Source organism: Actinoplanes sp. NPDC049316, assembly GCF_040677315.1.
Classification (GTDB): Bacteria; Actinomycetota; Actinomycetes; order Mycobacteriales; family Micromonosporaceae; genus Actinoplanes.
The window spans coordinates 134091-159028 of sequence record NZ_JBFAQM010000002.1; the positions used below are offsets into that span (position 1 = coordinate 134091).

Genomic DNA, 24938 nt, shown 5'->3' on the forward strand with positions numbered 1-24938 from the left:
ACTCCTGATAATTACGGGGACTTCACATCCCCGTGACGGAGGCACTCCCCCCATGCGCCGCAAGCGAACACTCATCCTCTCGACAGCCGCCGTGGTGGCCGCCGGGGCCACCGCCTGGATCGCCATGCCGGCGTCCGCGGCGGCCACCACGGCGGTCTTCTCGAAGACGTCCGACTGGGGCTCCGGCTGGCAGGGCGGCGTGACCATCACCAACGGCGGCCCGAAGGCGATGACGTCCTGGAAGGTCGAATTCGACCTGCCGGCCGGCGCCTCGATCGGCAGTTTCTGGGAGGCCGACATGGCCGCCAGCGGCCAGCACCGCACCTTCACCAACCGGGCCTGGAACGGCAACGTCCCGGTCGACGGCAAGGTGACGTTCGGCTTCATCGGCTCCGGCGGCAACCCGCTGAACTGCAAGCTCAACGGCCGGCCGTGCAGCGGCGGCGGCGCGCAGGCACCGACGACCGCCCCCACGGTCGCGCCGACGTTACGGCCCGTGCCGCCGCCGGCGACCACGGCGCCCACCACGAAGCCGCCGGCGACGACGCCCACGACGACGAAGCCCGCGGACAACCCGAGCCCGCCGCCGGCCTCGAACCTGCTGCCGGTCAGGGTCACCAACAACACGGGCCGCTCCGACGCCGTCTTCCTGTACGTCCTCGGCGTCAACCTGAGCACCGGCAAGCTGGGCTACGTCAACGCGGGCGGCACCTTCACCGCGTGGACCGGCGGCGCGGCCGTACCGGTGCCCGCGCCGGACGTGTCGATCCCCGGCCCGGCCAACGGCTCCAGCACCACCATCAAGATGCCGAAGAACCTGTCCGGCCGGCTCTACATGTCGTTCGGCAAGAAGCTGGACTTCCGGCTCAGCACCGACGGCCTGGTCCAGCCCGCGCCGTGGGCCGGCGGCGACCCGAACCGCGACATCCTCTTCGACTGGAGCGAGTTCACCCTCAACGACTCCGGCCTGTGGCTCAACAGCTCGCAGGTCGACATGTTCGCGATCCCGCACGTGGTCAGCGTCCAGGGCGGAAACGGCGCGACGATCAAGACCGGTGAGCTCAAGGCGGGCGGCCGGCAGAAGGTCATCAACGCGATCAAGGCCCAGCCCGACTTCGCCAAGAGCGTCTACACCCGCTCCGACGGTACGGTGCTGCGCGTACTCGCCCCCGGCAAGGCCGCGGACGCCGGACTGATGAGTGCCACGTACCTGGACCCGTACATCAACCGGGCGTGGAACGCGTACACGAGCAAGACCTTGACCGTCGTGCCGTTCGGCGACCAGCCGAACAAGAAGTTCTTCGGCCGCACCAGCGGCACCGTCATGAACTTCACCGACGGCAGCGGCAAGGTCGTGGCCTCGTTCACCAAGCCGTCCACGGCCAACGTGTGGGGCTGCGACGGCGCCCTCGGCGCGCCCAACGACCTGGTGGTGGGCCCGATCGCCCGGACGCTGTGCGCCGCCATGCAGCGCACGACGCTCGGCACGCTCGACACCCAGCCGAGCGGCTCGGCGGCGGACTTCTACAAGGGTGAGCCGAGCAACCACTACGCCAGGGTCATCCACGACCAGATGGCCGACGGTAAAGCGTACGCCTTCGCCTTCGACGACGTGCAGAACCAGGAGTCGCTGGTGCACAGCGGCGACCCACGCCAGGCCGGCATCGTCATGACGCCGTTCTGACCCTTTCCTCTCCGAAGGGCCGCCACGATCGTGGCGGCCCTTCGCTGTTGCTAATGGGCGGCGGCGAAAGCGATCTCCTCCGCCTCCTCGACCGGTAGCCGGTGCGGCTGGACCACGAGAAAGCAGACCAGCGTGGCGGCGAGCATGCCGCCGAAGACGACGACGGCCATGGCGACCGTACCGACGCCGAGGACGCCGACCAGCGGTGCGGCCAGGGCGCCGACGCCGAACTGGACCGCGCCGAGCAGGGCGGCTGCCGTACCCGCCGCCTCGCCGTGCCGTGACAGGGCCAGAGCTGGGGCGTTCGGCATGGCCAGGCCGACCATCGCGAGGACCAGCCAGAGCGGGATGAGGATGCCGACCAGGCCACCGGTCCCGGTGGCGGCCAGCACGAGCAGCACCGCGCCGAAGCCGAGACCGGCCAGCAGCGAGCCGCTCAGGATCCGCTGGGGCGTCCAGCGCTGCAGCAAACGCACGTTCAGCTGGGTGGCGCCGATCAGGCCGACCGCCCCACCGGCGAAGACGTACGCGAACTGCTGCTCGCTCAGCCCGAAACCGTCCTGCAGCACGTACGACGAGCCGCTCACGTACGCGAACAGCGCCGCCATCGCGAGACCGGCGACGAGGATGAGTCCGACGTACACGCCGTCGGTGAGCAGCCGGCCGTAGTCGCGGACCGTGCCGACGACGCCGCCGTTGCGGCGCCGGGCGGTGGGCAGCGTCTCGGGCAGCACGATCGCGCTGGCGGCCATGATGCCGGCGGCGGCGACGGTGAGCACGACGAAGACGCCGCGCCACGAGGTGAACTCCAGGGTCTGACCGCCGATGGTCGGAGCGAGGATCGGCGCGACACCGACCACGAGAATGAGCCGCGAGAAGAGGCGCGCCGCGGCGAAGCCGCTGAACAGGTCACGCACGATCGCCATCGCGACCACCGACGCGGCGGCGGCGCCGAGGCCCTGCAGCACCCGGAGAGTGCCCAGGACGGCCAGGTCGGGCGCGATCACGCAGAGAACGGAGGCGAGCAGGTGCACGCCGACGCCGGCCAGCAGCGGCGTCCTGCGCCCCACCGCGTCGGACAGCGGGCCGACCAGCAACTGCCCGAGAGCCAGACCGACCAGCGTGCCCGTCAGCGTGAGCTGGACCGCGGCCGCAGTCGCGCCGAGGTCGTCGGTGATGGTCGGCAGGGCCGGCAGGTACATGTCGATGGTGAGCGGGCCCAGCGCGGTGAGGAAGCCGAGCACGAGAACAATCCGGAAGCGCCGCCCGGATGGGAGCAGCTCTCCTGGCGAGAGATCGGTGTCGGGCGGGGTCAGAGTACGAGTCGGGGCCACATCTGCGGCAAGTCGCCGGGGACGTGGGTTCTTCCGCTTGGGCGGCCTTGGTAACAACGATCACAGAGCCCGCGCGATGGCTCCTAGCTGCTGATATTCCGCTTGCGCTCCCGCCTGGCAGGCCCCGCCCGGCTGAGAACTATCCCACTCTGCGTGTTCGGCGCCGCGCCGGAGCCGGTACGCTCACCGCGACTTGAAGAATTCTTCAAGTGATGAAGTCGGAATGTCGACGGGTGCGTGTCATGGGTGTCCCGCTGTACCAAGCCAAAGCCGAGCTCTTCCGCACGCTGGGCCATCCGGTGCGCATCCGCGTCCTCGAGCTGCTCCAGGCCGGCCCCCGGCCCGTACGCGACCTCCTGGCCGACATCGACGTCGAGCCGTCGAACCTGTCCCAGCAGCTCGGCGTGCTCCGCCGGGCCGGCCTGGTGTCCTCGGCGCGCACCGGCTCCTCGGTCGTCTACACGCTGAGCACGCCGGCCGTCGCCGACCTGCTGGCGGCCGGCCGGCGCATCCTCTCCGCGGTGCTCACCGACCGCGACGAGCTGCTCGTCCAGATCGACGCCGAGCGGCAGCAGTCGTGACCGGCCGCCTCGCGGACCTGCTTCCGCAGCGCAGCGACTGGGCCGCGGCCCGCCGGCATCCCCGCCGCGACCTCGTGGCCGGCCTGACCGTCGCGGTCGTGGCCCTGCCGCTCGCGCTGGCGTTCGGGGTGGCGTCCGGGCTGGGCGCTCAGGCCGGGCTGGTCACCGCCGTCGTGGCCGGCGCCGTCGCGGCGGTGTTCGGGGGGTCGAATCTCCAGGTCTCCGGGCCGACCGGGGCCATGACCGTCGTGCTGTTGCCGATCGTGCACGAGTTCGGCGGCGACGGGGTGCTGATGGTCGGCGTCATGGCCGGCCTCATCCTGATCGCGCTCGCCGTCGCGGGGCTGGGCCGTTACGTGCGGTATCTGCCCACGCCGGTGATCGAGGGCTTCACGGCCGGCATCGCGGTCGTGATCGCCCTGCAGCAGGTTCCCGCGATGCTGGGCGTGGACGACGCCGAGGGCGAGAAGGTCTGGGCGGTGGCCGCCGACGCCGTGCTGCGCTTCGTCGCCCAGCCGCATCCCGCGCCGGTGCTGGTGGCGGCGGGGGTGGCCGCCCTCATGCTGCTCGGGGCGCGGTGGCGGCCCGCCGTACCGTTCTCGCTGCTGGCCGTGGCCGCGGCGACCGTGCTGGCGGAGGTCCTGCCCGTGCCTCTGGCGCGGATCGGGGCCTTGCCGAGCGGGGTGCCCGCGCCCTCGTTCGGTTTTCTGCAATGGTCGGCGGTGGGTGATCTGCTACCTGCCGCGCTCGCCGTGGCCGCGCTGGCGGCGTTGGAGAGCCTGCTGTCCGCCACCGTCGCCGACGCCATGAGCGTCAGCCAGCGGCATCACCCCGACCGGGAGCTGTTCGGGCAGGGACTGGCGAACCTCGCCGCGCCGATTCTGGGCGGCGTCCCGGCCACCGCGGCGATCGCGCGTACGGCCGTCAACGTGCGCGCCGGCGCGCAGTCGAAGCTGGCCGCGTTGACGCACGCGGTGGCGCTGGCCGTCATCGTGCTGGCGGCCGCGCCGCTGGTGTCGCGGATTCCGCTCGCCGCGCTGGCCGGCGTGCTGTTGGCCACGACCGTACGGATGGTGGAGACCGCATCGCTGCTGGCGCTGGTCCGCGCCACCCACCGCGATGCGGCCGTCCTCGTCCTCACGTTCACCGTCACCGTCGTCTTCGACCTGGTGACCGCCGTCGCCGTCGGGCTCGGCGTCGCCGTGGTGCTGGCGCTGCGGGCCATCGCTCGCACCGCCGGCATCAAGCAGGTGCCGATCGACGACGCCGACCACAGCGCCGAGGAGCACGCCCTGCTCCGGGAGCACATCGTCGCCTACCGGCTGGACGGCCCGTTGTTCTTCGCCGCCGCGCACGACTTCCTGCTCGAGCTCACCGAGGTCGCCGACGTGCGCGCCGTCGTCCTGCGGATGTCACGGGTGTCCACCATCGACGCCACCGGGGCGCACATTCTCGGCGACGCCATCACCCGGCTGCGGCACCGCGGGATCATCGTCCTGCTGTCCGGCATCGATCCCGCGCACCGCCAGGCGCTCACCGCGCTGGGGATCACCGCCGACCTCGAGCGGGACGGTCTGCTGTGCCCGGACACCCCCGCCGCGATCGCGCGGGCCCGCGAGCTGCTGCGGCCCGGCACCGCGGATCAGATCGAACGCTGGTACACCCGGTAGGCCCGGGCGGACAGCCACGCCATCACCGCCGCGAGGGCCAGCAGGAGCCCGATCCGGCCGCTCACCAACCCCCAGTCCGGCGTCTCCCGCAGCGCCTCGCGGGCCGCGACCGCCGCCCAGTCCACCGGGTTGTACCGGGCCACCCGGGCGACCCAGGCCGGCATCAGCGCCGGCGCGATCATGACGGATGACAGGAAGGTCAGCGGCAGCACGAGGAACTGCGCCACCGCGATCAGCGCCTCCTGCTGGTGCACGAGCAGCGCGACCGCGTCGGAGAACGCGGCGAAGACCACGCCCACCAGGATCGCCGAGACCAGGAGGGTGAGCATGCCCGGCACGCCACCGGCGTAGCGGGCGCCGGCGAGCAGGCCGACGCCGACCATGATGAGCGACTGGACGATCGTCACGGTCGCCTGGTGGGTGAGGGAGGCGGTGACGAGGGCGCCGCGGCGTACCGGCGAGGTGAGCGTGCGGTCCATGACGCCGCGGTCCATGTCCTGGATGATCGACGTGCCGCTCCAGCCCGCGGTCATCATGGCGGTCATGACCACCACGCCCGGGGTCAGGTAGGCCAGGTAGGAGCTGCCGGCGAAGCCGGGCAGCTCGGCGATGCGCCGGAACAGCTGACCGAACAGGAGCAGCCACACCATCGGCTGGACCAGCGTGAAGAGCAGATACGCCGGCTGGCGGGACAGGGTACGCAGGGACCGCAGCGAGAGCAGCCCGGTGTGGGTCAGCGCGGTGGTCACCGGGCCACCCCCTCGAGCGAAGCCGGCGAGAGCGAGGCCGACGCGAAGGTGCGGCCGGCGTGATGCAGATAGACGTCGTCCAGCGACGGGCGGGCCACGCTGACCGTGGTGAGCTCCACCATGGCCGCGTCGAGGGCGGCCAGGAGCCCCGGGAGCGCGGCGGCCCCGTCGGCGACGCGGGCGTTGACCACCGTGCCCTCGGACTCCACGGCGGCGATGCCCGGGAGCCGCTCGATCACGTGTCGCGCCTGCTCGGCCTGCGGCGCCGCGGCCAGGCCGACGCGTACGGTCTCACCGCCGAGCGCGCTCTTCAGCTCGTCCGGGGTGCCCGACGCGACGACCCGGCCGGCGTCGATGATGGCGAGCCGGGCCGCGAGGTGGTCCGCCTCGTCCAGGTAGTGCGTGGTGAGCAGCACGGTGAGGCCGTCCTCGCGGGCCAGGCGGGCGATCTCCGCCCACATGCCCATCCGCGCCTCCGGGTCCAGCCCGGTGGTCGGCTCGTCGAGGAAGAGCACGCGCGGCCGGTGCATGAGGCCCATGGCCACGTCGAGCTTGCGCTGCATGCCGCCGGACCAGGTGCCGGCCGTACGGCCCGCGGCCGCCGTCAGGTCGAAGCGGTCCAGCAGTTCCGCGGCCCGGGCCCGCGCCTGGGCAGCGGAGGCGCCGTGGATGCGGCCCTGCAGCACGAGGTTCTCCCGCCCGGTCGCCACCGGGTCGAACGTCGGCTTCTGGGACACGTACCCGATGAGGCGCCGGATCTGCCCGGGGTCGCGCCGGACGTCGATGCCGGCGACTGCGGCCCGGCCCGAGTCGGGCGCCGACAGGGTGGTGAGGATCTTGACGGTGGTGGACTTGCCGGCGCCGTTCGGCCCCAGCAGCGCGAAGACGATCCCGGGGCGGACCGAGAAGGTGACGCCGGCGAGGGCGTGCACCTCCCGCTTTCCTTTCCCGTACGTCTTGACGAGATCGACCGCCTCGATGGCGCGGTCTGCGACGGACATGGTTGCTCCTTCGACTCACCGGACGGCGGGTGCCGACCGGTCGGTGGAAGGAGTCGACGGCGGGAGGGCGTGGTGGGCTACCGTTCGCTTGCGGCACGCACGGCAGAACCCGGCCGACCGGCCGGCGACTCCGGTGTGTTCTGCCGTGGCCGCGGTGTTGGCGCACCGCGGCCACGGCGCTTCAGGCCTTGGGCGCGAAGAGCATGCGAGCGATCAGGACGGTCATGGCCACGAAGCCGCCGACCACCGCGAGCCAGGACCACTCCCAGCCGGCCGTGAGCGTCAATGCCACGAAGGCGGCCGCGGCCACGAGCCAGACCGTGACGGTGTAGATGCCGAAGCGCGCGGCGGCCGCCGGGTCCTCGGTGAAGCGGTCGGAGCCGTACGGCGCCTGCTGCCGGAGCACCCACGCCTTGTGCCGGTTGGTCTGGGTGGCGCCCAGGTACGTGAAGAGCACGGCCGACGCCACCACCAGGAGTGCACCGGCGACGAGCCAGGGCAGGCCGGCGTCGCGCAGGTACAGCCAGGCGGCGCCGAGACCCGTCGTGGCGAGCAGCGTCGCGGTGCCGTACCCGGCGGCGCGGGCCGGCGGCACCGGGTGATTGGTGGTCGTCTCCTGGCGCAGCGCGTCGGCAGTGATCGCACCGGCCGCCAGGGCGACGAACGCCACGGCGACGATCTGGGCGGCGAGCGGCACGTCGACGACCGTGGCCGCCAGGACCAGCACGAGCAGGCCCGTGGCGGCCACCGCCGACAGCACCACGGTGCGGACCGCGAACGCCGGGTTCGGGCGGACCCGTGGCGGCTGCCAGGCCGCTTCGCCCGGGCCGGGCCGGGACTCGGTCGCGTCGAGGATCGCCCGGACGTCGCCGAGCTCGTCGAGCGCCCGGCGGGCGGCGGCCGGCTCGGCCATGCCGGTCGCGGTCAGCTCGGTGACGCGGGCGACGAGGTTGCCGCGCATCTCCTCCTTGAGGTCCTGCTGGTCGGGTCCCATCTCGACGCCGGCGAACGCCTCGTCGAGCAGGCGGTGCACGTGCATGCCGGCCCCGCCCGGGGTCTCGTCTGACAGGGTCACGATGACCGCCTTTGCGTCGTGTCGGGGGAGCCGTCGATGTCGAGCAGGGTGTCGATGACGTCCCGGGTCGCCACCCAGGCCGCGGCGTTGCGGCGGTAGACGGCACGGCCGGCGTCGGTGATGCGGTAGTACTTGCGCCGGCCGCCCTGGCTCTCGTCACCCCAGTACGCCTCGATGAGCCCGTCCTTCATGAGCCGGCGGTACGCCGCGTAGAGGGTCGCCTCCTTGATCTCGTGCCGCCCTCCGGTGGCGTCCCGGATCCGCTTGAAGATCTCGAAGCCGTACCGGTCCTCGCGGCGCAGCACGCCCAGCACGATCGTGTCGGTGTGCCCCCGCAGCAGGTCCGCGGCGAGGACGTCCCGCGAGTTGTCAACCATGTCGAATACTGTATCAGATCAAGTACTGGGGCTGACATACCAGAATCCACGATGGCGCGAACCCCGCGGGTGCACGAGACTCTGCAGGCATGCGTGATCTCACCCGCCGGTGGGCCTGGCTGGGCGTGCTGGTCATCGGGCTCGTGCTCTACGTGATCGTGCTGCGGACGCTGGTACGGACGCAGAACCCCAACTTCGTGCCGTCGCTGCTGCTGCTCGGCGCGACCGTCGTACCGCTCGCCTTCCTGACGTTCGCGCAGGCCCGGACCGGCCGGTGGCAGGTGCCGGCCGCGGCGCTGGTCGTCGCCGCGTTCTTCGGCGGGGTCATCGGCGTCGTCGTGGCCGGGACGCTGGAGTACGACGCGCTGCGCGGGCTCGGCGCGCTGCCGATGCTCTTCGTCGCGCTCATCGAGGAAGCGGCGAAGATGATCGTCCCGATCGTCCTGCTGTTCGTCCTGCTCGCCCGGCGCGGGCGCCGGCTGCCGTCCGACGGGCTGGTCATCGGGGTCGCGTCCGGCATGGGGTTCGCCGCGCTGGAGACCATGGGGTACGGGTTCACCGCGCTGCTCGCCTCGAAGGGCAACATCTCCACCGTGCAGGAGACCCTCTTCGTCCGGGGCCTGACCGCGCCGGCCGGGCACACCGCCTGGACCGGCCTCACCTGCGGGGCGCTGTGGGCGATGATCGCCTCACCGACCGGCAGGAGGTTCCTCGCCTTCCTCGCGACCTTCATCGGCGCGGTCGCCATGCACACGGCGTGGGACACCTTCGGCGGGGTGATCCCGTTCATCATCCTGGCGATCCTCAGCCTGGGCTGGCTGTTCATCGCCTTGCACCGCTACCGCGCGTTCGCCGAGCACACCCAATGGGCGCCCCGCGAACCGTCGCCCGTCTAGCGTTTCCAGTAGCCCATGAAGGCCACCGCGTCGCGGTCGATGCCGCGGTCGCCGACGAGGTGGCGGCGCAGGGCGACGACCGTACGCGACTCCCCCGCGAGCCACGCATAGAAGGAGCCGGCGGCCTGCGACGGCACGTCCCAGACCATGCCCTCGTCCTCGCCCGGCGGCACGCAGGCGGTGACCGGGGCGCCACCCAGGAGGGAGCGGACCGCCGGTTCGATCCGGTCGCCGTGTGCGCGGACGAGCCAGGTGATGTCGTGGCGGCCCGCGACGGGCAGGCGATCGTCGGCGTACGGCACCTCGAGGACGGCCCGGGCGGGGCGGTCGAGGGACTCCAGGATGGCCGACGCCGCCGGGAGGGCCGTCGCATCGGCCGCGATCAGCAGCCGGTCCGCGGTCGCCGGGGGCCGCCAGGCCACGTCCGTGACCGGGTGGCCCGGGGTGGCGCCGATCAGCACGATCCGGTCGCCGGGAGCCGCCGCACCCGCCCACCGGGAGGCCGGGGAGGCGTCGCCGTGCAGCACGAAGTCGATGTCCAGCTCGGCGCTCTCCGGCCGGTACGCCCGCACGGTGTAGACCCGCAGCGGGGCGCCACAGGCCCGCCAGTCGGCTGCGCGGGCGAACGCCTCGTGATCGGTGTCCGGCGGCAGGAACAGCAGGTTGATCCGCTGGTCGAACCCGTGGTACGCGAAGTCCGCCAGCGCCTCGCCGGTCAGCGTGACCCGGACGAAACTGCTGCTCAACCGGGTCGCGCGGGCCACCCGCAGCGGGAACGGCTGGTACGGCCGCAGCCGCGGCGGCGCCAGGACGGACATCATGAAAGCTGAGGCTACCCTAAGTCGATCGGGAGCCGCCCGGGGTGGTCCGCCGCGCGCGGGCCGCCAGCCCCGGGGAGCCGCACCGCTCGGCGAGCTCGAGCCCGTCGCGCAGCACCCGCCGGGCCTGGGGGCGGCGCCGGGCGCGGTGCAGCAGATCCCCGAGGTCGACCAGAGCAATCGCCAGCTCGAAGCGGCGCGGCGTGCCGTGCAGGACCCGGACCGCCTCCTCGGCCGCGGCCAGCCCGGTCGGCCCGGGCAGCACCCGGCCCTGGATGCGCAGCGCCCGGCCCAACGCCGACGCGAGCCCGTGGCGGCGGGTCAGCGCCACCTCCTCCGCGACGAGCCGCTCGGCCGCCTCGGCGGCGCCGATGCCGGTGAGGACGTCCGCCGCCGCCGAGCGCCACGGCAGCACGCCGGGGTGGTCGACGCGGCGGACGGCGACGCGCTCGCCGCAGGCGTACAGGTCGGCGAGGGCGTCGCCGGGCCGGGCCGCCGCCCCGTGCAGGCGGCCGCGGACGTAGCGCAGCAGCAGGAACTCGGGGTCGTCGGGGAGGTCACCGGTGAAGGCGGTCGCGGCGAGCAGCCGGCCGGCGTGGTCGGCGTCGCCCATGTCGAGCAGGACGGCGATCCGCCGCGACAGCAGCAGGGCCGCCGTCGCGCCGTCCGGCTCCGCGCCGGAGACGGCGAGCAGCTCGGCCGCGGCGTCCGCGTCACGGGCCGCGGCGGGCAGGTGCCCGCTGCGGCGGGCCACTGAGGAGCGCTGGGAGTACGCCGCGACGAGCCCGGCCGCGTCCCCTTCGCGCCCGGCGACCTCGACCGCGACCGTGCAGCCGGCGTACGCGGCGGCGAGGTCGTCGGCGTCACCGAGGCGGCGCAGCGCGCGCAGGTATCGGGGCAGGTCCGCGCTGCCCCTCGGCGGTTCGAGCGGCACGGAGCGCGGGCGGGGGACGGCGTGGTCCCGGCCGTGGTTCGTCAACCGCGGCCCTTCGTGGCGGACGGTCATGCACCAGTCTGTACCCCTTCGGGGGCAGAAACACCTTACGGTTCGGTACACAATGGCGTCCATGCGCAGCCCGACGCAACGCGACCTGGACCTTCGTACGATCGACGCGATGCTGTCACCCGCGCTGGGGACGTCCGTCGTACAGGCCGCGGAGTTGTCCGGTGGCGGTTTCGCGGCGGTGTGGCGGGCCACCCTTGCCGACGGCCGCTCGGTGGTGGTGAAGGTCGGCCCGCCGGAGGACGCCAGGCTGCTGCGGTACGAGCGCGACCTGATCCCCGCCGAGGCCCGCTACTTCCGGCTGGTGCGCGAGGCGGCGCCCGTCCCGGAGGTGCTGCATCTGGGCGACGGCTGGATCGTGACGTCCCTCCTGCCCGGACGGTCGCTCACCGAGGTGCCGGACGCGGCGGCGGTCCGCGAGGAGCTGGGCCGCGCGATCGCTCGCGTCCACACCATCGAGGGCAGGATCTTCGGGTACGACGGGAACCGGCCCTCCGGCCGCGACTGGCCGGAGGCGTTCACGGCGATCATGGCAGCGCTGGTCGCCGACGCGGCCGACTGGGACGTGCCGCTGCCGCCGGGGATCCTGGACGCGGTCGAGCGGCACCGGGCCGTGCTGGCATCCGTGACCAGGCCGGCGCTGCTGCACTTCGACCTGTGGGACGGCAACGTGCTGACCGAGGACGGGCGGCTGACCGGCCTGGTCGACGGCGAGCGGCACCTCTACGGCGACCCGCTGCTCGACCTCGTCTCCCCCGCGCTGTTCCGCCGCATCGAGGACGAGCCGGACCACCCGTTCCTGCGCGGGTACGCCACCACCACCGGCCTGGAGATCGACGACGCGGCACGCACCCGGCTGACGCTGTACCGGCTGCACCTCTACACGCTGATGGTGACGGAGTGCCCGAGCCGCGGCGTTCCGGTCGGTCACGAGTGGCATGCCCGCATGACGGGGATGCTGACCGAGGAGCTCAAGCGCCTCTAGCAAATGCCAGTGCGATCGCTAGGAAGGCCTCGCAGATGCGGCTATGCTGGCCGGCGTGACGACGTACCGGATCGGTGAGGCGGCCGAGCTGCTCGGGGTCAGCGCCGACACGGTCCGCCGCTGGGTCGACGCGGGACGGCTGGCCGCGGCCCGCGACGACCACGGTCACCGCAGCATCGCGGGGGCCGATCTGGCCGCGTACGCCCGATCCCTGGCGGCCGGCCCGGGCGCCGGCGCGCACCGGTCCTCGGCGCGCAACCGGCTGCGGGGCCTGGTCACGGCGATCACGCGGGACGCGGTCATGGCGCAGGTCGACATCCAGGCCGGGCCGTTCCGGGTCGTGTCGCTGATGAGCCGCGAGGCCGTCGACGACCTGGGGCTGGAGGTCGGGTCCGTGGCGGTGGCCGTGATCAAGTCGACGACGGTGGTCGTGGAGCGAGGGGACGGCGAATGAGGACACGGGTGGCGGCCGCGCTCGCCGCCGTGCTGGTGATGAGCGGATGCGGCGCCCGGGCCGCCTCCGACCAGACGGAGAAGATCACCGTGCTGGCCGCGGCCTCGCTCACCGAGTCGTTCGACCGGATCGGCTCACTCTTCGAGCAGGCGAACCCGGGCACGGACGTCGTCTTCTCGTACGGCGGCAGCTCCGGGCTGGCCCAGCAGATCACCGCCGGCGCGCCCGCGGACGTGTTCGCCGCGGCCAGCCCGGCCACCATGAAGACCGTCACGGACGCCGGGGACGGCGGCACGCCGGTGACGTTCGCCCGCAACCAGCTCGTCATCGCCGTACCCAAGGGTGACCCGAAGGGCCTCACGTCACCGGCTGCGCTGGCGAAGCCGGGCGTGAAGGTGGCGCTGTGCGCGCCGCAGGTGCCGTGCGGCGCCGCCGCGCAGAAGGCGCTGGCCGCGGCCGGGGTCACGCTGACGCCGGTCACCCAGGAGCAGGACGTCAAGGCCGCGCTGGCCAAGGTCAAGCTGGGTGAGGTGGACGCCGCGCTGGTCTACCGTACGGACGCGCGCGCGGCCGCCGCCGACGTGGCGGCCGTGGAATTCCCGGAGTCGGCCTCGGCGATCAACGACTACCCGATCGTCGCGCTGAAGAATGCGCCGAACCGTTCCGGGGCCGACGCGTTCGTCGCGTTCGTCCAGACCTCCCAGGCCCAGCAGGTGCTGGCCGACGCAGGGTTCCAGCGGCCCTGAACCGGCTGCGCTCCCGGGCCCCGCTGGCCCTGGCGATCCCCGCGGTCGCCGGGCTGGCGTTCCTCGTGCTGCCCCTGGCCGGCCTGCTGATCACGGCGCCGTGGTCGACGCTGCCGCAGCGGCTGACGGAGCCCGGCGTGCTGACGGCCCTGCGGTTGTCGCTGCTCACCGCCTCGCTCGCGACCGTGGTGTGCCTGCTGCTCGGCGTACCGCTGGCCTGGCTCCTGGCCCGGACCACCTTCCCGGGGCGACGCCTCGTCCGGGCCCTGGTCACCGTGCCGCTGGTGTTGCCACCGGTGGTCGGCGGCGTGGCGCTGCTGCTGGTCTTCGGCCGTCGCGGGCTGCTGGGCGGGTGGCTGGAGGCCACGTTCGGCGTGACCCTGCCGTTCACGACCGCCGGCGTGGTGGTGGCCGAGGCGTTCGTGGCCATGCCGTTCCTGGTGATCAGCGTGGAAGGGGCGCTACGGGCGGCGGACGCGCGCTACGAGGAGGCGGCCGCGACGCTCGGCGCCGGCCGGTGGACCGTGTTCCGGCGGGTGACGCTGCCGCTGATCGCCCCCGGGGTGGCCGCGGGCGCGGTGCTGTGCTGGGCGCGGGCGCTGGGCGAGTTCGGCGCGACCATCACGTTCGCCGGCAACTTCCCCGGGCGTACGCAGACCATGCCCCTGGCCGTCTACCTCGCGCTGGAACAGGACCTGGACGCCGCGATCGTGCTGAGCCTCGTGCTGCTCGCGGTGTCGGTGCTGATCCTCGCCGGCCTGCGCGACCGCTGGCTCGGTACGTCATGAGCCTCGACGCGCACCTCGTCGTGCGGCGGCCCGGCTTCACGCTGGACGCCGCGCTGCGCGCCGAGCCGGGCGAGGTGGTGGCGCTGCTCGGCCCGAACGGCGCGGGGAAGACGACCGCGCTGCGCGCGCTGGCCGGGCTCGTCGCGCTGGACGACGGGCACATCCGGCTGCACGACCGGGCCCTCGACGAAGGGTCACGGCGGTTCACCCCGCCCGAGCACCGGCGCATCGGCGTCGTGTTCCAGGACTACCTGCTGTTCCCGCATCTGTCCGCAGTGGACAACGTCGCGTTCGGCCCACGCTGCCGGGGCCTGTCCCGGGCCGAGTCCCGGCAGCGCGCGAGCGATCTGCTGGACCGGGTCGGGCTGGCGGAGCACGCCCGCAAGAAGCCCCGCCAGCTCTCCGGCGGGCAGGCGCAACGCGTGGCGCTGGCCCGGGCGCTCGCCACCGAGCCGCAGCTGCTCCTGCTCGACGAGCCGCTCGCGGCGCTCGACGCGCGGACCCGCCTGGACACCCGGGCCCACCTGCGCGGCCACCTCGCGGCCCACGCCGGGCCCACGGTGCTCGTCACCCACGACCCGCTGGACGCGATGATGCTCGCCGACCGGCTCGTCATCCTCGAGGACGGGCGCGTGGTGCAGACCGGCGACGCGGCCTCGGTCACGTCGAGGCCGCGCACCGACTACGTCGCCCGGCTCGTCGGGCTGAACCTCTACCGGGGCCGCGCCGAGGGGACCCAGGTCCGCGTCGGCGACGGCTTCACCCTCACCACGGCGACCCCGCACACCGGCGAGGTGTTCGTGGCGTTCGCCCCGGCCGCGGTGGCGCTCTACGCCGTACGGCCGGAGGGCAGCCCGCGCAACACGTGGCCGGCGACCGTGACCGCGGTGGCCCGGCACGGCGACGCGCTGCGTATCGAGCTGGCCGGGCCGATTGCGGTGGCCGCCGACGTGACGCCGGCGGCCGCCGTTCATCTGGGTCTGGAACCCGGACGCGAGGTATGGGCCAGCCTCAAGGCCACCGAGGCGACCGCCTACCCCGCCTGAGCGGTGAACGTGTACGAGCCGGAGGGCAGCGCGTACGACGCCGTGCCGTTCTGGAAGCCGTGCGGCACCGCCTCGGCCGGCGCGGTGACCGCGGCGGCCGAGGACGCCGGGATCTCCACGGTCGCCGTGGAATTCGGCGGCACCACGACCTTCACCGTCAGGGTCGTCCCGCTCCTCGTCCACTGCGTACGCGTCTGCCCGTACGCGGTCGTCAACGAGGTGTCCGCGGCCGTGAGCGAACCGCCGGGTTTGGGCGCGATCAGCAGGTCCTGGTATCCCGGCGTCGCCGGGGCGAGGCCGCCGACGCTGCGGTAGAGCCAGTCCCCGACCGAGCCGAGACCGTAGTGGTTGAAGGAGTTCATGCCGGGGTCCTGCAGCGACCCGTCCGGCCGGATCCCGTCCCAGCGCTCCCAGATCGTGGTGGCGCCGCGCGAGTTCATGTAGCCCCAGCCGGGATAACCGGGCTGCTGCAGGATGCGGTACGCGGTGTCGAGGTGCCCGTGCTCGGCGAGGACCGGCAGCAGGTTCTCGACGCCCATGAAGCCGACGGACAGGTGCCCGTCACGGGCGGCCACCTTCGCCGCGAGCTTGTCCGCCACCGCCTGCTGCCGGTCGGCGGGCACGAGACCGAAGGCGAGCGCGAGGACGTAGCCGGTCTGGGAGTTCGCGCCGACGGTCCCGTCCGCGGCCACGAAACGGTTGGTGAAGGCCGCGGCGATGCGGTCGGCGAGGTCGCCGTACGTGGCCGCCTCCGAGGTGCGCCCGGTGGCCGCCGCCATCCGCGACACCAGCCGCGCCGACCAGCCGAAGAACGCGGTGCTGGTCAGGTCGTTCGCCGTGGGGTCGTCGACGTTGAGCCAGTCGCCGAACGTGTCCCGGTCGCGGATCAGGTCGGCGCCGGCCGTGCCGCGCAGGTAGTCGACCCACCTCGCCATCGCCGGGAACGCCCGGTCCACCGCGGACAGGTCACCGTAGCGCTGCCACAGCACGTACGGCACGATGACGCCCGCGTCGCCCCAGCCTGCCTTGCCGTTGCCGCCCAGCACGTCCGGCGCGACGTCGGTGAACGCCCCGTCCGCGTGCTGCGCGTCGACCAGGTCGTCAATGAACTTGGCGAGTAGGCCGTGGGTGTCGAAGTTGAACGTCGACGTGGCCCCGAACGCGGCGATGTCACCGGTCCAGCCGAGCCGCTCGTCGCGCTGCGGGCAGTCGGTCGGGATCGACAGCATGTTGGAGCGCGCGCCCCAGAGGATGTTGTGCTGCACCTGGTCGACGAGCGGGTCGGAGGTGGTGAACGTGCCGGTCTGCGCGCCGTCGGTCCACGCCGCGAGGCCGGTGAGCGTGTCCGGGCCCGGGGCGCCGGGGAGCCCGGTCACCTCCACGTAGCGGTAGCCGTGCACGGTGAAGTGCGGTTCGAAGGTCTCCGTACCCTGACCGGCCAGCGTGAACGAGTCGGTGGCCTGCGCGGCCCGCAGGTTCGCGGTGTAGAGGGTGCCGTCGGCGTTGAGGATCTCGGCGTGCCGCAGCGTCACCTTCGTCCCGGCCGGGCCGGCCACCCGCAGCCGGTTCCAGCCGGCGAAGTTCTGGCCGAGGTCGGCGATCCAGACGCCCGGCTTCGGCTGCGTCCACGCCACCGGCTTCAGCTCCTGCTGCACGGTGACGCCCGGGTCGACCTGGGCGACCATGTGCGGCGCGGGCGCCGAGCGCACGGTCACCGGCTGGGCCGGGCCGCCCGCGAGGCGGGCGTCCTGATCCTCGCCGTGGTACAGGTCGTCGGACACGATCGGGCTGGTGGTCGCGGACCACGTTCCATCCGTACGCACCTCAGCGCGCGTGCCGTCGGCGTACTCGACGTCGAGTTCCGCGGAGTACCAGGGCGAGGTGCCGTAGCGCTGGGCGCCCGCGAAGCCGAGGCTGCCGGAGTACCATCCGTTGCCCAGCAGCGCCGACAGCGTGTTGTCGCCCTGCTTCAGCGCGGTCGTCACGTCGTACGCGCGGTACTGCAGGCGCTTGGTGTAGTCGGTCCAGCCCGGCGCGAGTCGTTCGTCGCCGACCTTCGCGCCGTTCAGGTACGTCTCGTGCAGCCCGAGCGCGGTCGCGAAGAGCCGGGCGCGGGCCACCGGCTTGGTGACCGCGAACGTCTTGCTCAGCCGCGGTGCCGGGCTGGGCACGACGACCTGGGCGCCCCACGGTCCGGCGCCCAGGGCGGCCGTCGCCTTCGCGGCCGGCCAGGCGCTGTCGTCGAATCCGGGCTGCTGCCAGCCGTCGGGCGCGGCCTGCGACGCCTTCCACGTCGCGTCGGTGACGACCGTGGTGGCGCCCTGCAGCTTGGCGATCACGCCGGCCGGTCCGGTCGAGGTGTTCGACGCGGCGATCGCGATGGTGTTGCGGCCGCTGCGCAGCTGGGTGGTCACGTCGACGGTGGTGGCGCGCTTCCACGAGTCCGTGACGCGGCGCGATGAGCTGACGGGCACCCCGTTGACCCAGACGTCGGCGGTGTCGTCACCGGTCACGACCAGGCTCGTGCGCCCGGTGGCGGCGAGGTCGACCGTACGCCGGAAGTAGCGCGTCGCCGCGGGCGCCTCGACGCTCGGATCGCCCTCGGGGTACCAGATCCAGGAGGCGCCGGTGAGGTTCGCGCCGCCGGGGGCGCCGATGAAGCCGGCCCGCCAGGCATCCAGGCCGGTGTCGAAGCGGGCCGGTGCGCTCCACGGGCTGGGGCGGCCCTGCGCGTCCCAGACCCGTACGCGCCAGTGATAGGTCCGGTTGGAACCCAGCGTGGGGCCGGCGTACGTGACGTCGACGGACTGCCGGGACGCGACCTGTCCGCTGTCCCACACGTCCGCCGCGCCCGGCCGGGTGCCCACGGTGACCTGGTACCGGCCCTGGACCTGGCCCTTCACCGTGGTGACGAGCCGCCAGCCGAAGCGCGGCTTCGCCGCGTCGATCCCGACCGGGTTCGTCCGCCGCTCGGTGGTGAGCCCGGCGACCGTGACCGGCGAGGCGGCCGCGCCGGGCAGCCGGACGTCCCGCCCCCACGGCCCGGTGCCGTACGCCCCCAGGTCCCGCGCGGCGACCCACGTCTGCGGTGCGCCGTTCGCCGCCTGCCAGGCGCCGTCGGTGACGAGGTCGGCGGTGCCGGCTGCCGAGGTCACGCGCAGGTGGCCGAGGACGCCGGCCGGGCCGCCGTTGTTGCGGGCCGCGATGGTGAGCGTGTTGGCGCCGGGCTTGAGCGCCGCGGCGAGGTCGACGGAGAGGGCCTGCTTCCAGGAGTCGGTGGCCCGCGCGGAGGCGGTCAGCCAGGTGTCGTTGAGCCACACGTCGACGGTGTCGTCCCCGGTGACGAGGAGTTCGGCGGCGGTGTACGGCCCCGCCGGCGCGGTGAACGTGCGGCGGAGGTAGCGGGTGGCGGCGGGGGCGGGGTCCTCCGGGTACCAGATCCAGTGCGCGCCGGCCAGCGTTTCAATCCGGCGTTCAACGGGGCGGGCCGCGGCGGGGGCGGTGGCGAGCGGGATCGAGAGGGTGGCGGCCAGGGCTGCGACGGCGGCCCTGGCCAGGACGTTTCTTGCCATGCGGTTCTCCTCGGTGGGTGAGAAGGGCACGGAACCCAGTCACGCATTTAAACGTTTCAATACGTGGACCTCTCGAGCGTAGGCCGAACCGCAAGATCCACTCAAGGGAGCGGGCTACCGTGGGGGCGTGCAGGCACTCGAACTGGCCGACTACCGCGCGGCCGTCGCCGATCTCTATCTGACCGCCACGGACCTGGCCGACTTCCGGTCCCGGCGCGACGCGCTCTTCGCCACCCATCCCCAGTCGGCCGTCCCGCGCGGAGAACCGTTCGACGGCCTGCGCTACTTCCCGGAGAGCGACGAGTTCATCGCCGAGGCGCCGCTGCGCGAAGCCCCGGGCGAGCTCGACATCGACACCGGCGGCCCGGACGGCGTGTGCCACTACGAGCGGGCCGGCATCATCGAGACGCCGTGGGGCGAGCTGTCGCTGTGGTGGCTGGCGGCGTACGGCGGCGGCCTGTTCCTCCCGGTCCGCGACGCCACCAGCGGCCCCGAGACGTACGGCGGCGGCCGCTACCTGACGGACACCGTGAAGGGCACCCACGGCCGGGGCCTGCAGATCCTCGGAGCCGACCGGGTGCGGCTCGACTTCAACTACCTCTACAACCCCAGTTGCGCGTACGACGACCGGTGGCTCTGCCCCCTCGCGCCGCCCGAGAACACCGTGGCGGCACCGATCCGCGCCGGTGAGCTGCGCTACCACTAGCCCGTGATCCAGATCACAGGAACTCGCCCCGTGCCGCCGGACAGCTCCTTCACGTGACGACAGATCTGCGCTCCCGTGTCCGGGCCGGCGACCGGGCCGCGTTCGCCGAGCTCTTCGACACCTACGCGCGGACGGTCTACAACCACGGGTTCCGGCTGACCGCCGACTGGGCGCTGGCCGACGACGTGGTCTCGGCGACGTTCCTGCAGGCCTGGCGGATGCGGGGGCGCCTCGACGCCGACGGCGGCTCGCTGCGGCCGTGGCTGCTCGGCATCGCCACCAACATCACCCGCAACCTGCGCCGCAGCGACCGCCGGTACCGGGCCGCCGCGCTGGCCTGCACCGGCTTCGACCAGGTCGCCCCGGACCACGCCGACACCACCGACGCGCGGCTGGACGACGCCCGCCGGCTCGCCGAGGCCATGGCGGTCCTGGCCGCCCTGCCCCGCGCCGACCGCGAGGCCTTCACGCTCTGCGTCTGGGAGCAGCTCGACTACGAATCCGCCGCCCGGGCGCTCGGCGTCCCGATCGGCACGGTCCGCTCCCGGCTCTCCCGCGCCCGCGAGAAGATCCGCAGGGAGCTCCGCGGCCCGGATCGGCCGGCGACAGACGACCGCATCAGCACGACCCGGCCCCGGGAGGGAACGCGATGAACGAGCACTCGATGCTCCAGCCGCCGCCCTCGGCGGACCTGCCGCCCGGCCGCCACGAGCTCCACAAGCGACACCTGATGGCGCTCATCGACGATGCCCCCGGCACCGCGCCCGCGCGGGCCCGCCGGCCGTTCCTGCTGCGTCCCGTGTTCGCCCTGCCGGCCCTGGTTCTCATCGTGGCCGCGGCCGTCGGCGTCGCCGTCACCCGCACCGGCGACGGTTCCCACCGCGCCGGGCCGGCGCTGACCGAACCGGCGCAGTTCGCCGACCCCCGGGCCGGCACCCCGCGCGGGCTGACCGAGCTGGCGGACCGGATGGCGCTCGTCGCGGCCACCCGCGACACCGGCGGGCCGCCGGCGGGCGGATGGGTCTACATCAGGAGCAAGACCGCCGAGGTCTACCTCTCCGGCGACACCGGCACCGCGGGACCGGCCGCCCGGGTCACCAACCGGCAGACCTGGCGGTCGCTCGACGGCCGCAGGGGCTGGCTCGAGCAGACCGGGACCGGCGAGGACGACGGCGGGCTGAGCCTGGACAGCGCCGAACCGCCGAGCCTCACCTGGCCGTCGTACGACCTGCTCACCTCGCTGCCCACCGACCCGGACGCGCTGCTCGCCCGGATCCGTGCGGAGACCCGGGACGCCGGCCGGACCGCCGGCACGGGACCGGACACCGAGGCCTTCGAGACGGTCGGCGACCTGCTGCTCGAGAGCTACCCGCCGGCGGGCCTCTACCCCGCGCTCTACCGCGTCGCCGCCTCGATCCCCGGCGCGCTGGTGGTCGACGACTCCGTCGACGCGGCCGGCCGCCACGGCATCGCGCTGGCCCGGGTCGACGAGCGCGACATCCGCACCGAGCTGATCTTCGACAAGCGCGACTACACGTTCCTGGGCGAGCGCCGGGTCCGCACCACGGACGCGGACGGCATCAAGGCCGGCACGGTCACCTTCTCGCTGGCCGTCCTCGACCGCTCGCTGGTCGGCGCGATGAAGCAGGTGCCCACCCGGTGACCCGAGAACGGGCACCGACGGTGTGCCCGCTCAGCGAGGCCGGTCCGCCGCCGTCAACAGGTCGGAGACCAGCAGCAGGACGTCGGTGACGGACACCGTCATCGCGACCTGCCGGGCCGCCGGGCGCAGCTCGGGATCCGCGCACAGCCCCTGCCACAGCCGCTCGAGGTCGGCCTGCGTGAAGGTGCCGTCGGCCGCCACGGGCAGCAGTCCCCGCTGCGCCGCCACGGTGAGGATCGGGACGAGCTTGCTCTCGGCGGTGTCCAGGACCTCCCGGGTCTGCGCATAGTCCGTCCGCAGCCGGGCGGCACCGGACACCAGCACGTGCAGCACGATCGATCGCTCCGCCTCGCGCCGATGCCCGGTGATGCGCTCGAGCGTGAGCGGGTGCATCCCCGCCCGGGCCGACGAGAGCTGCGCCCTCAGGGTGAGCATGTCGTTCTCGGCGTCCGCGTCGCCCAGCGCCTTGTACCCGGCGGACGCCCGGTCGAGGAAGTCCCCGGCGGTGGCCACGATGTCCAGGTCGAGGGCCGTGTACGCACGCGTGGCCTCGGTGCAGGAGTCGAGGAGCGTCCCGAGCCGCCCCAGCCGGTCGTGCAGGAAGCGCTGCACGGCTACTCGAATTCCACGACGGCGTGCGTACGCCCGTCCTCGCCGTCCTGCACGGAGCGGAGGTACACGCCCTCCTCCAGCAGCTCCGCGTGGACGGTGCAGACGGACGCGTCGTCGCTGCCGTTCTTGACCACGTTCGTCACCGGGTTGACGAGCAGGCTGTCGATCGCCGTACGGTCCACCACCGTGCGCTCGGCGACCGTGCTCAGCACCTCCGCCATCGTCGTCGCGAGCAGCTCGCGGGCGCCGTCCCACCGGGCGAAGAAGCCGGCGAGGTCGGCCTCCTCCAGGCACGCGCGGACGACGGCCGTCCAGCCCAGCGTCACGAGCGTGTCGGGATGCCGGGGCTCCGGGTTCGACACCAGCTGCTTGTGGAAGTCGATCGCGAGATCCTGCACGACGCGGGACTCCGGGGGGTCCTTGAGCTCGAGGTCACTCAGGCCCTTGTCGCGGAGCCGGGCCAGCTCGACCGCCACCCGGACGCCCCTCGCGTGGTCGGCGATGAACGTGACGAAGTCCTCCGCCGGAAAGTCGAACCGCACGGTCTGGTTGAACCGGGCCCCGGAGATGAGGATCGGGAGGGCCAGGTCCAGCTTCGGCATCTTGAAACGAGGGGCGGGGAAGTAACGCATCACCTCGTCGGCGGCATACCGCTGCGCCACTTCGCGGGAGTATTCGTCCGCCATTTCCCGGGCCTTGACGATCTCCAGAAGAATGAAACCGGCATAGTCGCTCAAGGTGATCTCTGCCACGATTCCCGCCCCTCGTCGCTCAGTTCGTCACGCGGAAAGAATTCCGAGGATCTTTTCCAGCCCGGCGGGAATCTCGTCCTGCACGGCCTTCACGTTGACGTTCAGCGCATATTCCTTCTTGACCTCCACATTGGTCGCCGTCTTGCGCTGGTACGACGCCGACACCTTGAAGTTCACCGGGCCCCAGCCCGCCTTGACCTCCGCGCCCACGTCCAGCTGGTCCGAGGTGCTGGCGCTCTCCACCGAGTTGAGCTTCACGTTGAAGTCGATCACCACCTGCTCGATGCGCAGGGAGGGGATCGGCAACATCGCCAGCAGCGGCACCCGGACGAAGACCTCCTTCTCCACGGGGTCCTTGGAGCCGTTGAGGTCCTTGCGCCGATGCGAGAAGTCGACCATCACGAGGTCGCGCTTGCCCTCGATCGGCTGGTTGTTGTCGTCGACGGCCTGGGTGAAGCCCACTTTGTTGATGAAGTCGACGGTGGCGAGCGACGACGCCACCTGCGCATCGACCGCGGCCTGCAGCGGGCCGCCGATCATCTTGCGGAAGTCGATGTTGTTCAGCTCCGACGTGAAGTTCGTCTGCGGTGCGGCCAGCGCCTGCGGTGCGGCCGCGGTCGCGGCGAGCGTCGTGCCCAGCCGAGCCGCGGCCTCGCCGGCGTCGGCCGTGGCCTCGGCGAGGTCCGCGGCGGCCGGGTCCGCCATCGGTTCGACGGCCGAGCCCTCCGCGGCCGCGGGCGTGGTCGCGCCTACGTTGTCCCTGTCCGGCGTCTGCGACGTGGTCATGCGGTGCCTTCCGGTGAACGGCCCCCGGCGGGGGCAATGGGAAAAAGAAACACAACGACGGTGCGCGGGCGGCAGACAATGCGATCGGAGAAAGGCCCGGGAGTTCGTCGGCGAATCGCAATGGCCGATGACGCCGCCGCGGTGAATTACTGACCCATGTTAGAGGTCCGGATCGGACGGAAAATACGCTCTGTCGTTGATCCGGCCGTCCGCCGTACGCTGGTTCCGTGACCGAAATGCCGCACGTCCGGATCGTCCAGCTGCCCGCCGCCGCCCTCGCGGCGCTGAGCCGTCAGGACCTCGCCGGCGCGCAGGCCGCCGGACCCGTACCGCTCAGCGCCTGGCTCGCCGGCCCGGACAACGCGGGCCTGTGGTCCCGGCGGCACCGGCAGGTCCTGGCGGATCCGGCCGAGGCCGCGTGGGTCACCGGCGTCATCTGGGACGAGGCCGCCGGGCGCGCCACCGGCCGGGCCGGCTACCACGGGCGGCCCGTGGACGGGCTGGTCGAGATCGGGTACGCCGTGGACCCCGCGTACCGCCGCCGCGGCTACGGCGGGGCGGCTCTCGCCGTGCTGCTGGACCGGGCGGCGCGGGAACCGGAGGTCCGTACGGTCCGGCTGTCGATCCGCCCCGACAACGTGCCGTCGCTGGCCCTCGCCGCCCGGCACGGCTTCCGGCAGGTCGGCGACCAGTGGGACGACGAGGACGGCCTTGAGCTGGTCTTCGAGCTACCGGCCGACCGCGTCGCCGCCGGGTGAAAAGGTTCATTAGGATCGGGGCGTGAGCAGCGTGAGCGGCGGCAGCGGGGATCCGGGCACGGTGGACCGGTTCGACACGACGGTCGCGCATCCGGCCCGGCGGTACAACTACTGGCTCGGCGGCAAGGACCACTTCGCGGCCGACCGCGCCTCCGGCGACGCCATCGAGGCGGCGATGCCGAGCATCCGGCTGATGGCGGTCGAGAACAGGAAGTTCCTCGGCCGGGCCGTGGAGCACCTCGCCCGCCGGGGCGTACGGCAGTTCCTCGACATCGGCACCGGCATCCCGGCGCCCGGCAACACCCACGAGGTGGCGCAGGCGATCGAGCCCACCACCCGGACGGTGTACGTCGACAACGACCCCATCGTGCTGACCCACTCGCGCGCGCTCATCACCAGCGGACCGCAGGGCGCGATCAGCTACCTCGACGCCGACCTGCGCGAGCCCGACGTCATCCTGGCCCACCCCGATCTGCACGCCACGCTGGACTTCACCGAGCCGATCGCGCTGCTGCTGGTGGCGGTGCTGCACTTCATCCGCGAGGACGAGGACCCGCAGGGCATCGTGGACAAGCTCGTCGGCGCGCTGCCGGCCGGCAGCTACGTCGTCGCCTCGCACGCCACGTGGGAATACCAGACGCCCGAGGCGATCGCGGAGCTGACGGCCAACAACCCCGGCGGCCGGTTCGTGCCGCGCACCGGCGAGCGGTTCACGGAGCTGCTGCACGGCCTGGAGTTCGTGGAGCCGGGGCTGGTGTCGGTGTCCCACTGGCGGGCGGAGAACGAGCCGCAGCCCCGGCCGTCCATCGAGGACGTCTCCTGCAACGGCGTGGTGGCCCGGGTCCCCTGACCCCCGTGCCCGGGCACCCGGGGCCACCCGCC

The 24938-nt window shown here is 73.1% G+C and carries 25 protein-coding genes; 14 read left to right on the forward strand and 11 right to left on the reverse strand.

Features of this window, described 5'->3' with window-relative positions; genetic code table 11:
* The first annotated feature begins 52 nt into the window (after positions 1-52).
* Positions 53-1684 carry a beta-1,3-glucanase family protein gene (locus AB0K03_RS03160; protein WP_364679719.1) on the forward strand — a complete coding sequence of 544 codons (1632 nt, stop codon included), beginning with the start codon at positions 53-55 and terminating at the stop codon, positions 1682-1684.
* Positions 1685-1734: 50 nt separating this feature from the next.
* Here the strand turns inward: AB0K03_RS03160 and AB0K03_RS03165 are convergent, their stop codons facing one another.
* Positions 1735-3018, reverse strand: a complete 1284-nt coding sequence (locus AB0K03_RS03165) for a multidrug effflux MFS transporter (RefSeq protein WP_364679721.1) — start codon at positions 3016-3018, stop codon at positions 1735-1737.
* A gap of 242 nt (positions 3019-3260) precedes the next feature.
* On the opposite strand from AB0K03_RS03165, the gene AB0K03_RS03170 reads away from it, so the two are divergent.
* Together AB0K03_RS03170 and AB0K03_RS03175 are read left to right on the forward strand one after the other, a co-directional pair.
* The gene (locus tag AB0K03_RS03170; protein ID WP_364679723.1) at positions 3261-3599 is read left to right on the forward strand and encodes a metalloregulator ArsR/SmtB family transcription factor; all 339 of its coding nucleotides are present in this window, start codon (positions 3261-3263) and stop codon (positions 3597-3599) included.
* Positions 3596-5269, forward strand: coding sequence for a SulP family inorganic anion transporter (locus AB0K03_RS03175; protein ID WP_364679725.1), 1674 nt, complete (start codon positions 3596-3598; stop codon positions 5267-5269). Before AB0K03_RS03170 ends, AB0K03_RS03175 begins: the two co-directional genes overlap by 4 nt.
* On the opposite strand, the gene AB0K03_RS03180 is transcribed toward AB0K03_RS03175, so the two are convergent.
* The 4 genes from AB0K03_RS03180 to AB0K03_RS03195 all read right to left on the reverse strand — a co-directional run bounded on the left by AB0K03_RS03180 (position 5242) and on the right by AB0K03_RS03195 (position 8471).
* On the reverse strand, positions 5242-6018 hold the full coding sequence (locus tag AB0K03_RS03180; RefSeq protein WP_364679727.1) for an ABC transporter permease: 777 nt from the start codon (positions 6016-6018) through the stop codon (positions 5242-5244). The genes AB0K03_RS03175 and AB0K03_RS03180 overlap by 28 nt on opposite strands.
* Positions 6015-7019 carry an ATP-binding cassette domain-containing protein gene (locus AB0K03_RS03185; protein ID WP_364679730.1) on the reverse strand — a complete coding sequence of 335 codons (1005 nt, stop codon included), beginning with the start codon at positions 7017-7019 and terminating at the stop codon, positions 6015-6017. The genes AB0K03_RS03180 and AB0K03_RS03185 overlap by 4 nt, the downstream gene beginning before the upstream one ends.
* 181 nt (positions 7020-7200) lie before the next feature.
* On the reverse strand, positions 7201-8094 hold the full coding sequence (locus AB0K03_RS03190) for a permease prefix domain 1-containing protein (RefSeq protein WP_364679733.1): 894 nt from the start codon (positions 8092-8094) through the stop codon (positions 7201-7203).
* On the reverse strand, positions 8091-8471 hold the full coding sequence (locus AB0K03_RS03195) for a PadR family transcriptional regulator (protein WP_364679736.1): 381 nt from the start codon (positions 8469-8471) through the stop codon (positions 8091-8093). Before AB0K03_RS03195 ends, AB0K03_RS03190 begins: the two co-directional genes overlap by 4 nt.
* An 89-nt stretch (positions 8472-8560) precedes the next feature.
* Here AB0K03_RS03195 and AB0K03_RS03200 point away from each other — a divergent pair, with 89 nt between their 5' ends.
* The gene (locus AB0K03_RS03200) at positions 8561-9367 is read left to right on the forward strand and encodes a PrsW family glutamic-type intramembrane protease (protein WP_364679738.1); all 807 of its coding nucleotides are present in this window, start codon (positions 8561-8563) and stop codon (positions 9365-9367) included.
* On the opposite strand, the gene AB0K03_RS03205 is transcribed toward AB0K03_RS03200, so the two are convergent.
* Together AB0K03_RS03205 and AB0K03_RS03210 are read right to left on the reverse strand one after the other, a co-directional pair.
* The gene (locus AB0K03_RS03205) at positions 9364-10188 is read right to left on the reverse strand and encodes a siderophore-interacting protein (RefSeq protein ID WP_364679741.1); all 825 of its coding nucleotides are present in this window, start codon (positions 10186-10188) and stop codon (positions 9364-9366) included. The genes AB0K03_RS03200 and AB0K03_RS03205 overlap by 4 nt on opposite strands.
* A 16-nt stretch (positions 10189-10204) precedes the next feature.
* Positions 10205-11191, reverse strand: coding sequence for a hypothetical protein (locus AB0K03_RS03210; protein WP_364679744.1), 987 nt, complete (start codon positions 11189-11191; stop codon positions 10205-10207).
* 61 nt (positions 11192-11252) lie between these two features.
* Here AB0K03_RS03210 and AB0K03_RS03215 point away from each other — a divergent pair, with 61 nt between their 5' ends.
* Genes AB0K03_RS03215 through AB0K03_RS03235 form a run of 5 tightly spaced genes read left to right on the forward strand, consistent with a single transcriptional unit; the run spans position 11253 to position 15207 of the window.
* Positions 11253-12173, forward strand: a complete 921-nt coding sequence (locus tag AB0K03_RS03215) for an aminoglycoside phosphotransferase family protein (RefSeq protein WP_364679745.1) — start codon at positions 11253-11255, stop codon at positions 12171-12173.
* A gap of 55 nt (positions 12174-12228) precedes the next feature.
* The gene (locus AB0K03_RS03220) at positions 12229-12627 is read left to right on the forward strand and encodes a TOBE domain-containing protein (RefSeq protein ID WP_364679748.1); all 399 of its coding nucleotides are present in this window, start codon (positions 12229-12231) and stop codon (positions 12625-12627) included.
* A complete protein-coding gene (gene modA / locus AB0K03_RS03225; RefSeq protein WP_364679751.1) occupies positions 12624-13373 on the forward strand; it encodes a molybdate ABC transporter substrate-binding protein in 750 nt (249 codons plus the stop codon). The genes AB0K03_RS03220 and modA overlap by 4 nt, the downstream gene beginning before the upstream one ends.
* On the forward strand, positions 13370-14161 hold the full coding sequence (locus AB0K03_RS03230; protein ID WP_364680703.1) for an ABC transporter permease: 792 nt from the start codon (positions 13370-13372) through the stop codon (positions 14159-14161). The genes modA and AB0K03_RS03230 overlap by 4 nt, the downstream gene beginning before the upstream one ends.
* A complete protein-coding gene (locus AB0K03_RS03235) occupies positions 14158-15207 on the forward strand; it encodes an ABC transporter ATP-binding protein (RefSeq protein ID WP_364679754.1) in 1050 nt (349 codons plus the stop codon). The genes AB0K03_RS03230 and AB0K03_RS03235 overlap by 4 nt, the downstream gene beginning before the upstream one ends.
* Here AB0K03_RS03235 and AB0K03_RS03240 read toward each other — a convergent pair.
* The gene (locus AB0K03_RS03240; RefSeq protein WP_364679756.1) at positions 15195-18779 is read right to left on the reverse strand and encodes a family 78 glycoside hydrolase catalytic domain; all 3585 of its coding nucleotides are present in this window, start codon (positions 18777-18779) and stop codon (positions 15195-15197) included. The two genes, AB0K03_RS03235 and AB0K03_RS03240, sit on opposite strands and share 13 nt — an antisense overlap.
* A 127-nt stretch (positions 18780-18906) precedes the next feature.
* Between AB0K03_RS03240 and AB0K03_RS03245 the strand changes: the two genes are divergently transcribed.
* From AB0K03_RS03245 to AB0K03_RS03255, 3 genes are read left to right on the forward strand one after another with little or no spacing between them, the layout of a single operon-like run.
* Positions 18907-19485 (forward strand): DUF1684 domain-containing protein, encoded by a 579-nt coding sequence (locus tag AB0K03_RS03245; protein ID WP_364679758.1) that lies wholly within the window; start codon positions 18907-18909, stop codon positions 19483-19485.
* Between the two features lie 53 nt (positions 19486-19538).
* Complete coding sequence (locus AB0K03_RS03250) at positions 19539-20138, forward strand: sigma-70 family RNA polymerase sigma factor (protein ID WP_364679761.1); 600 nt, start codon at positions 19539-19541, stop codon at positions 20136-20138.
* Positions 20135-21148: a CU044_5270 family protein gene (locus AB0K03_RS03255; protein WP_364679763.1), complete on the forward strand. Its 1014-nt coding sequence runs from the start codon at positions 20135-20137 to the stop codon at positions 21146-21148. Before AB0K03_RS03250 ends, AB0K03_RS03255 begins: the two co-directional genes overlap by 4 nt.
* A gap of 30 nt (positions 21149-21178) precedes the next feature.
* Here AB0K03_RS03255 and AB0K03_RS03260 read toward each other — a convergent pair whose 3' ends face one another.
* The 3 genes from AB0K03_RS03260 to AB0K03_RS03270 are packed head-to-tail and all read right to left on the reverse strand — an operon-like array spanning position 21179 to position 23298.
* Positions 21179-21760 (reverse strand): hypothetical protein, encoded by a 582-nt coding sequence (locus AB0K03_RS03260; protein ID WP_364679766.1) that lies wholly within the window; start codon positions 21758-21760, stop codon positions 21179-21181.
* 2 nt (positions 21761-21762) lie between these two features.
* Entirely contained in the window at positions 21763-22512 is a 750-nt protein-coding gene (locus AB0K03_RS03265) for a hypothetical protein (protein WP_364679769.1), read from the reverse strand.
* 27 nt (positions 22513-22539) lie between these two features.
* Positions 22540-23298, reverse strand: a complete 759-nt coding sequence (locus AB0K03_RS03270; protein WP_364679771.1) for a DUF2589 domain-containing protein — start codon at positions 23296-23298, stop codon at positions 22540-22542.
* Positions 23299-23534: 236 nt separating this feature from the next.
* Here AB0K03_RS03270 and AB0K03_RS03275 point away from each other — a divergent pair, with 236 nt between their 5' ends.
* Both AB0K03_RS03275 and AB0K03_RS03280 read left to right on the forward strand, forming a co-directional pair.
* Positions 23535-24056 (forward strand): GNAT family protein, encoded by a 522-nt coding sequence (locus AB0K03_RS03275; protein WP_364680706.1) that lies wholly within the window; start codon positions 23535-23537, stop codon positions 24054-24056.
* A 31-nt stretch (positions 24057-24087) separates the two neighbouring features.
* Entirely contained in the window at positions 24088-24906 is an 819-nt protein-coding gene (locus tag AB0K03_RS03280) for an SAM-dependent methyltransferase (protein WP_364680708.1), read from the forward strand.
* The last annotated feature ends 32 nt before the right edge of the window (positions 24907-24938 follow it).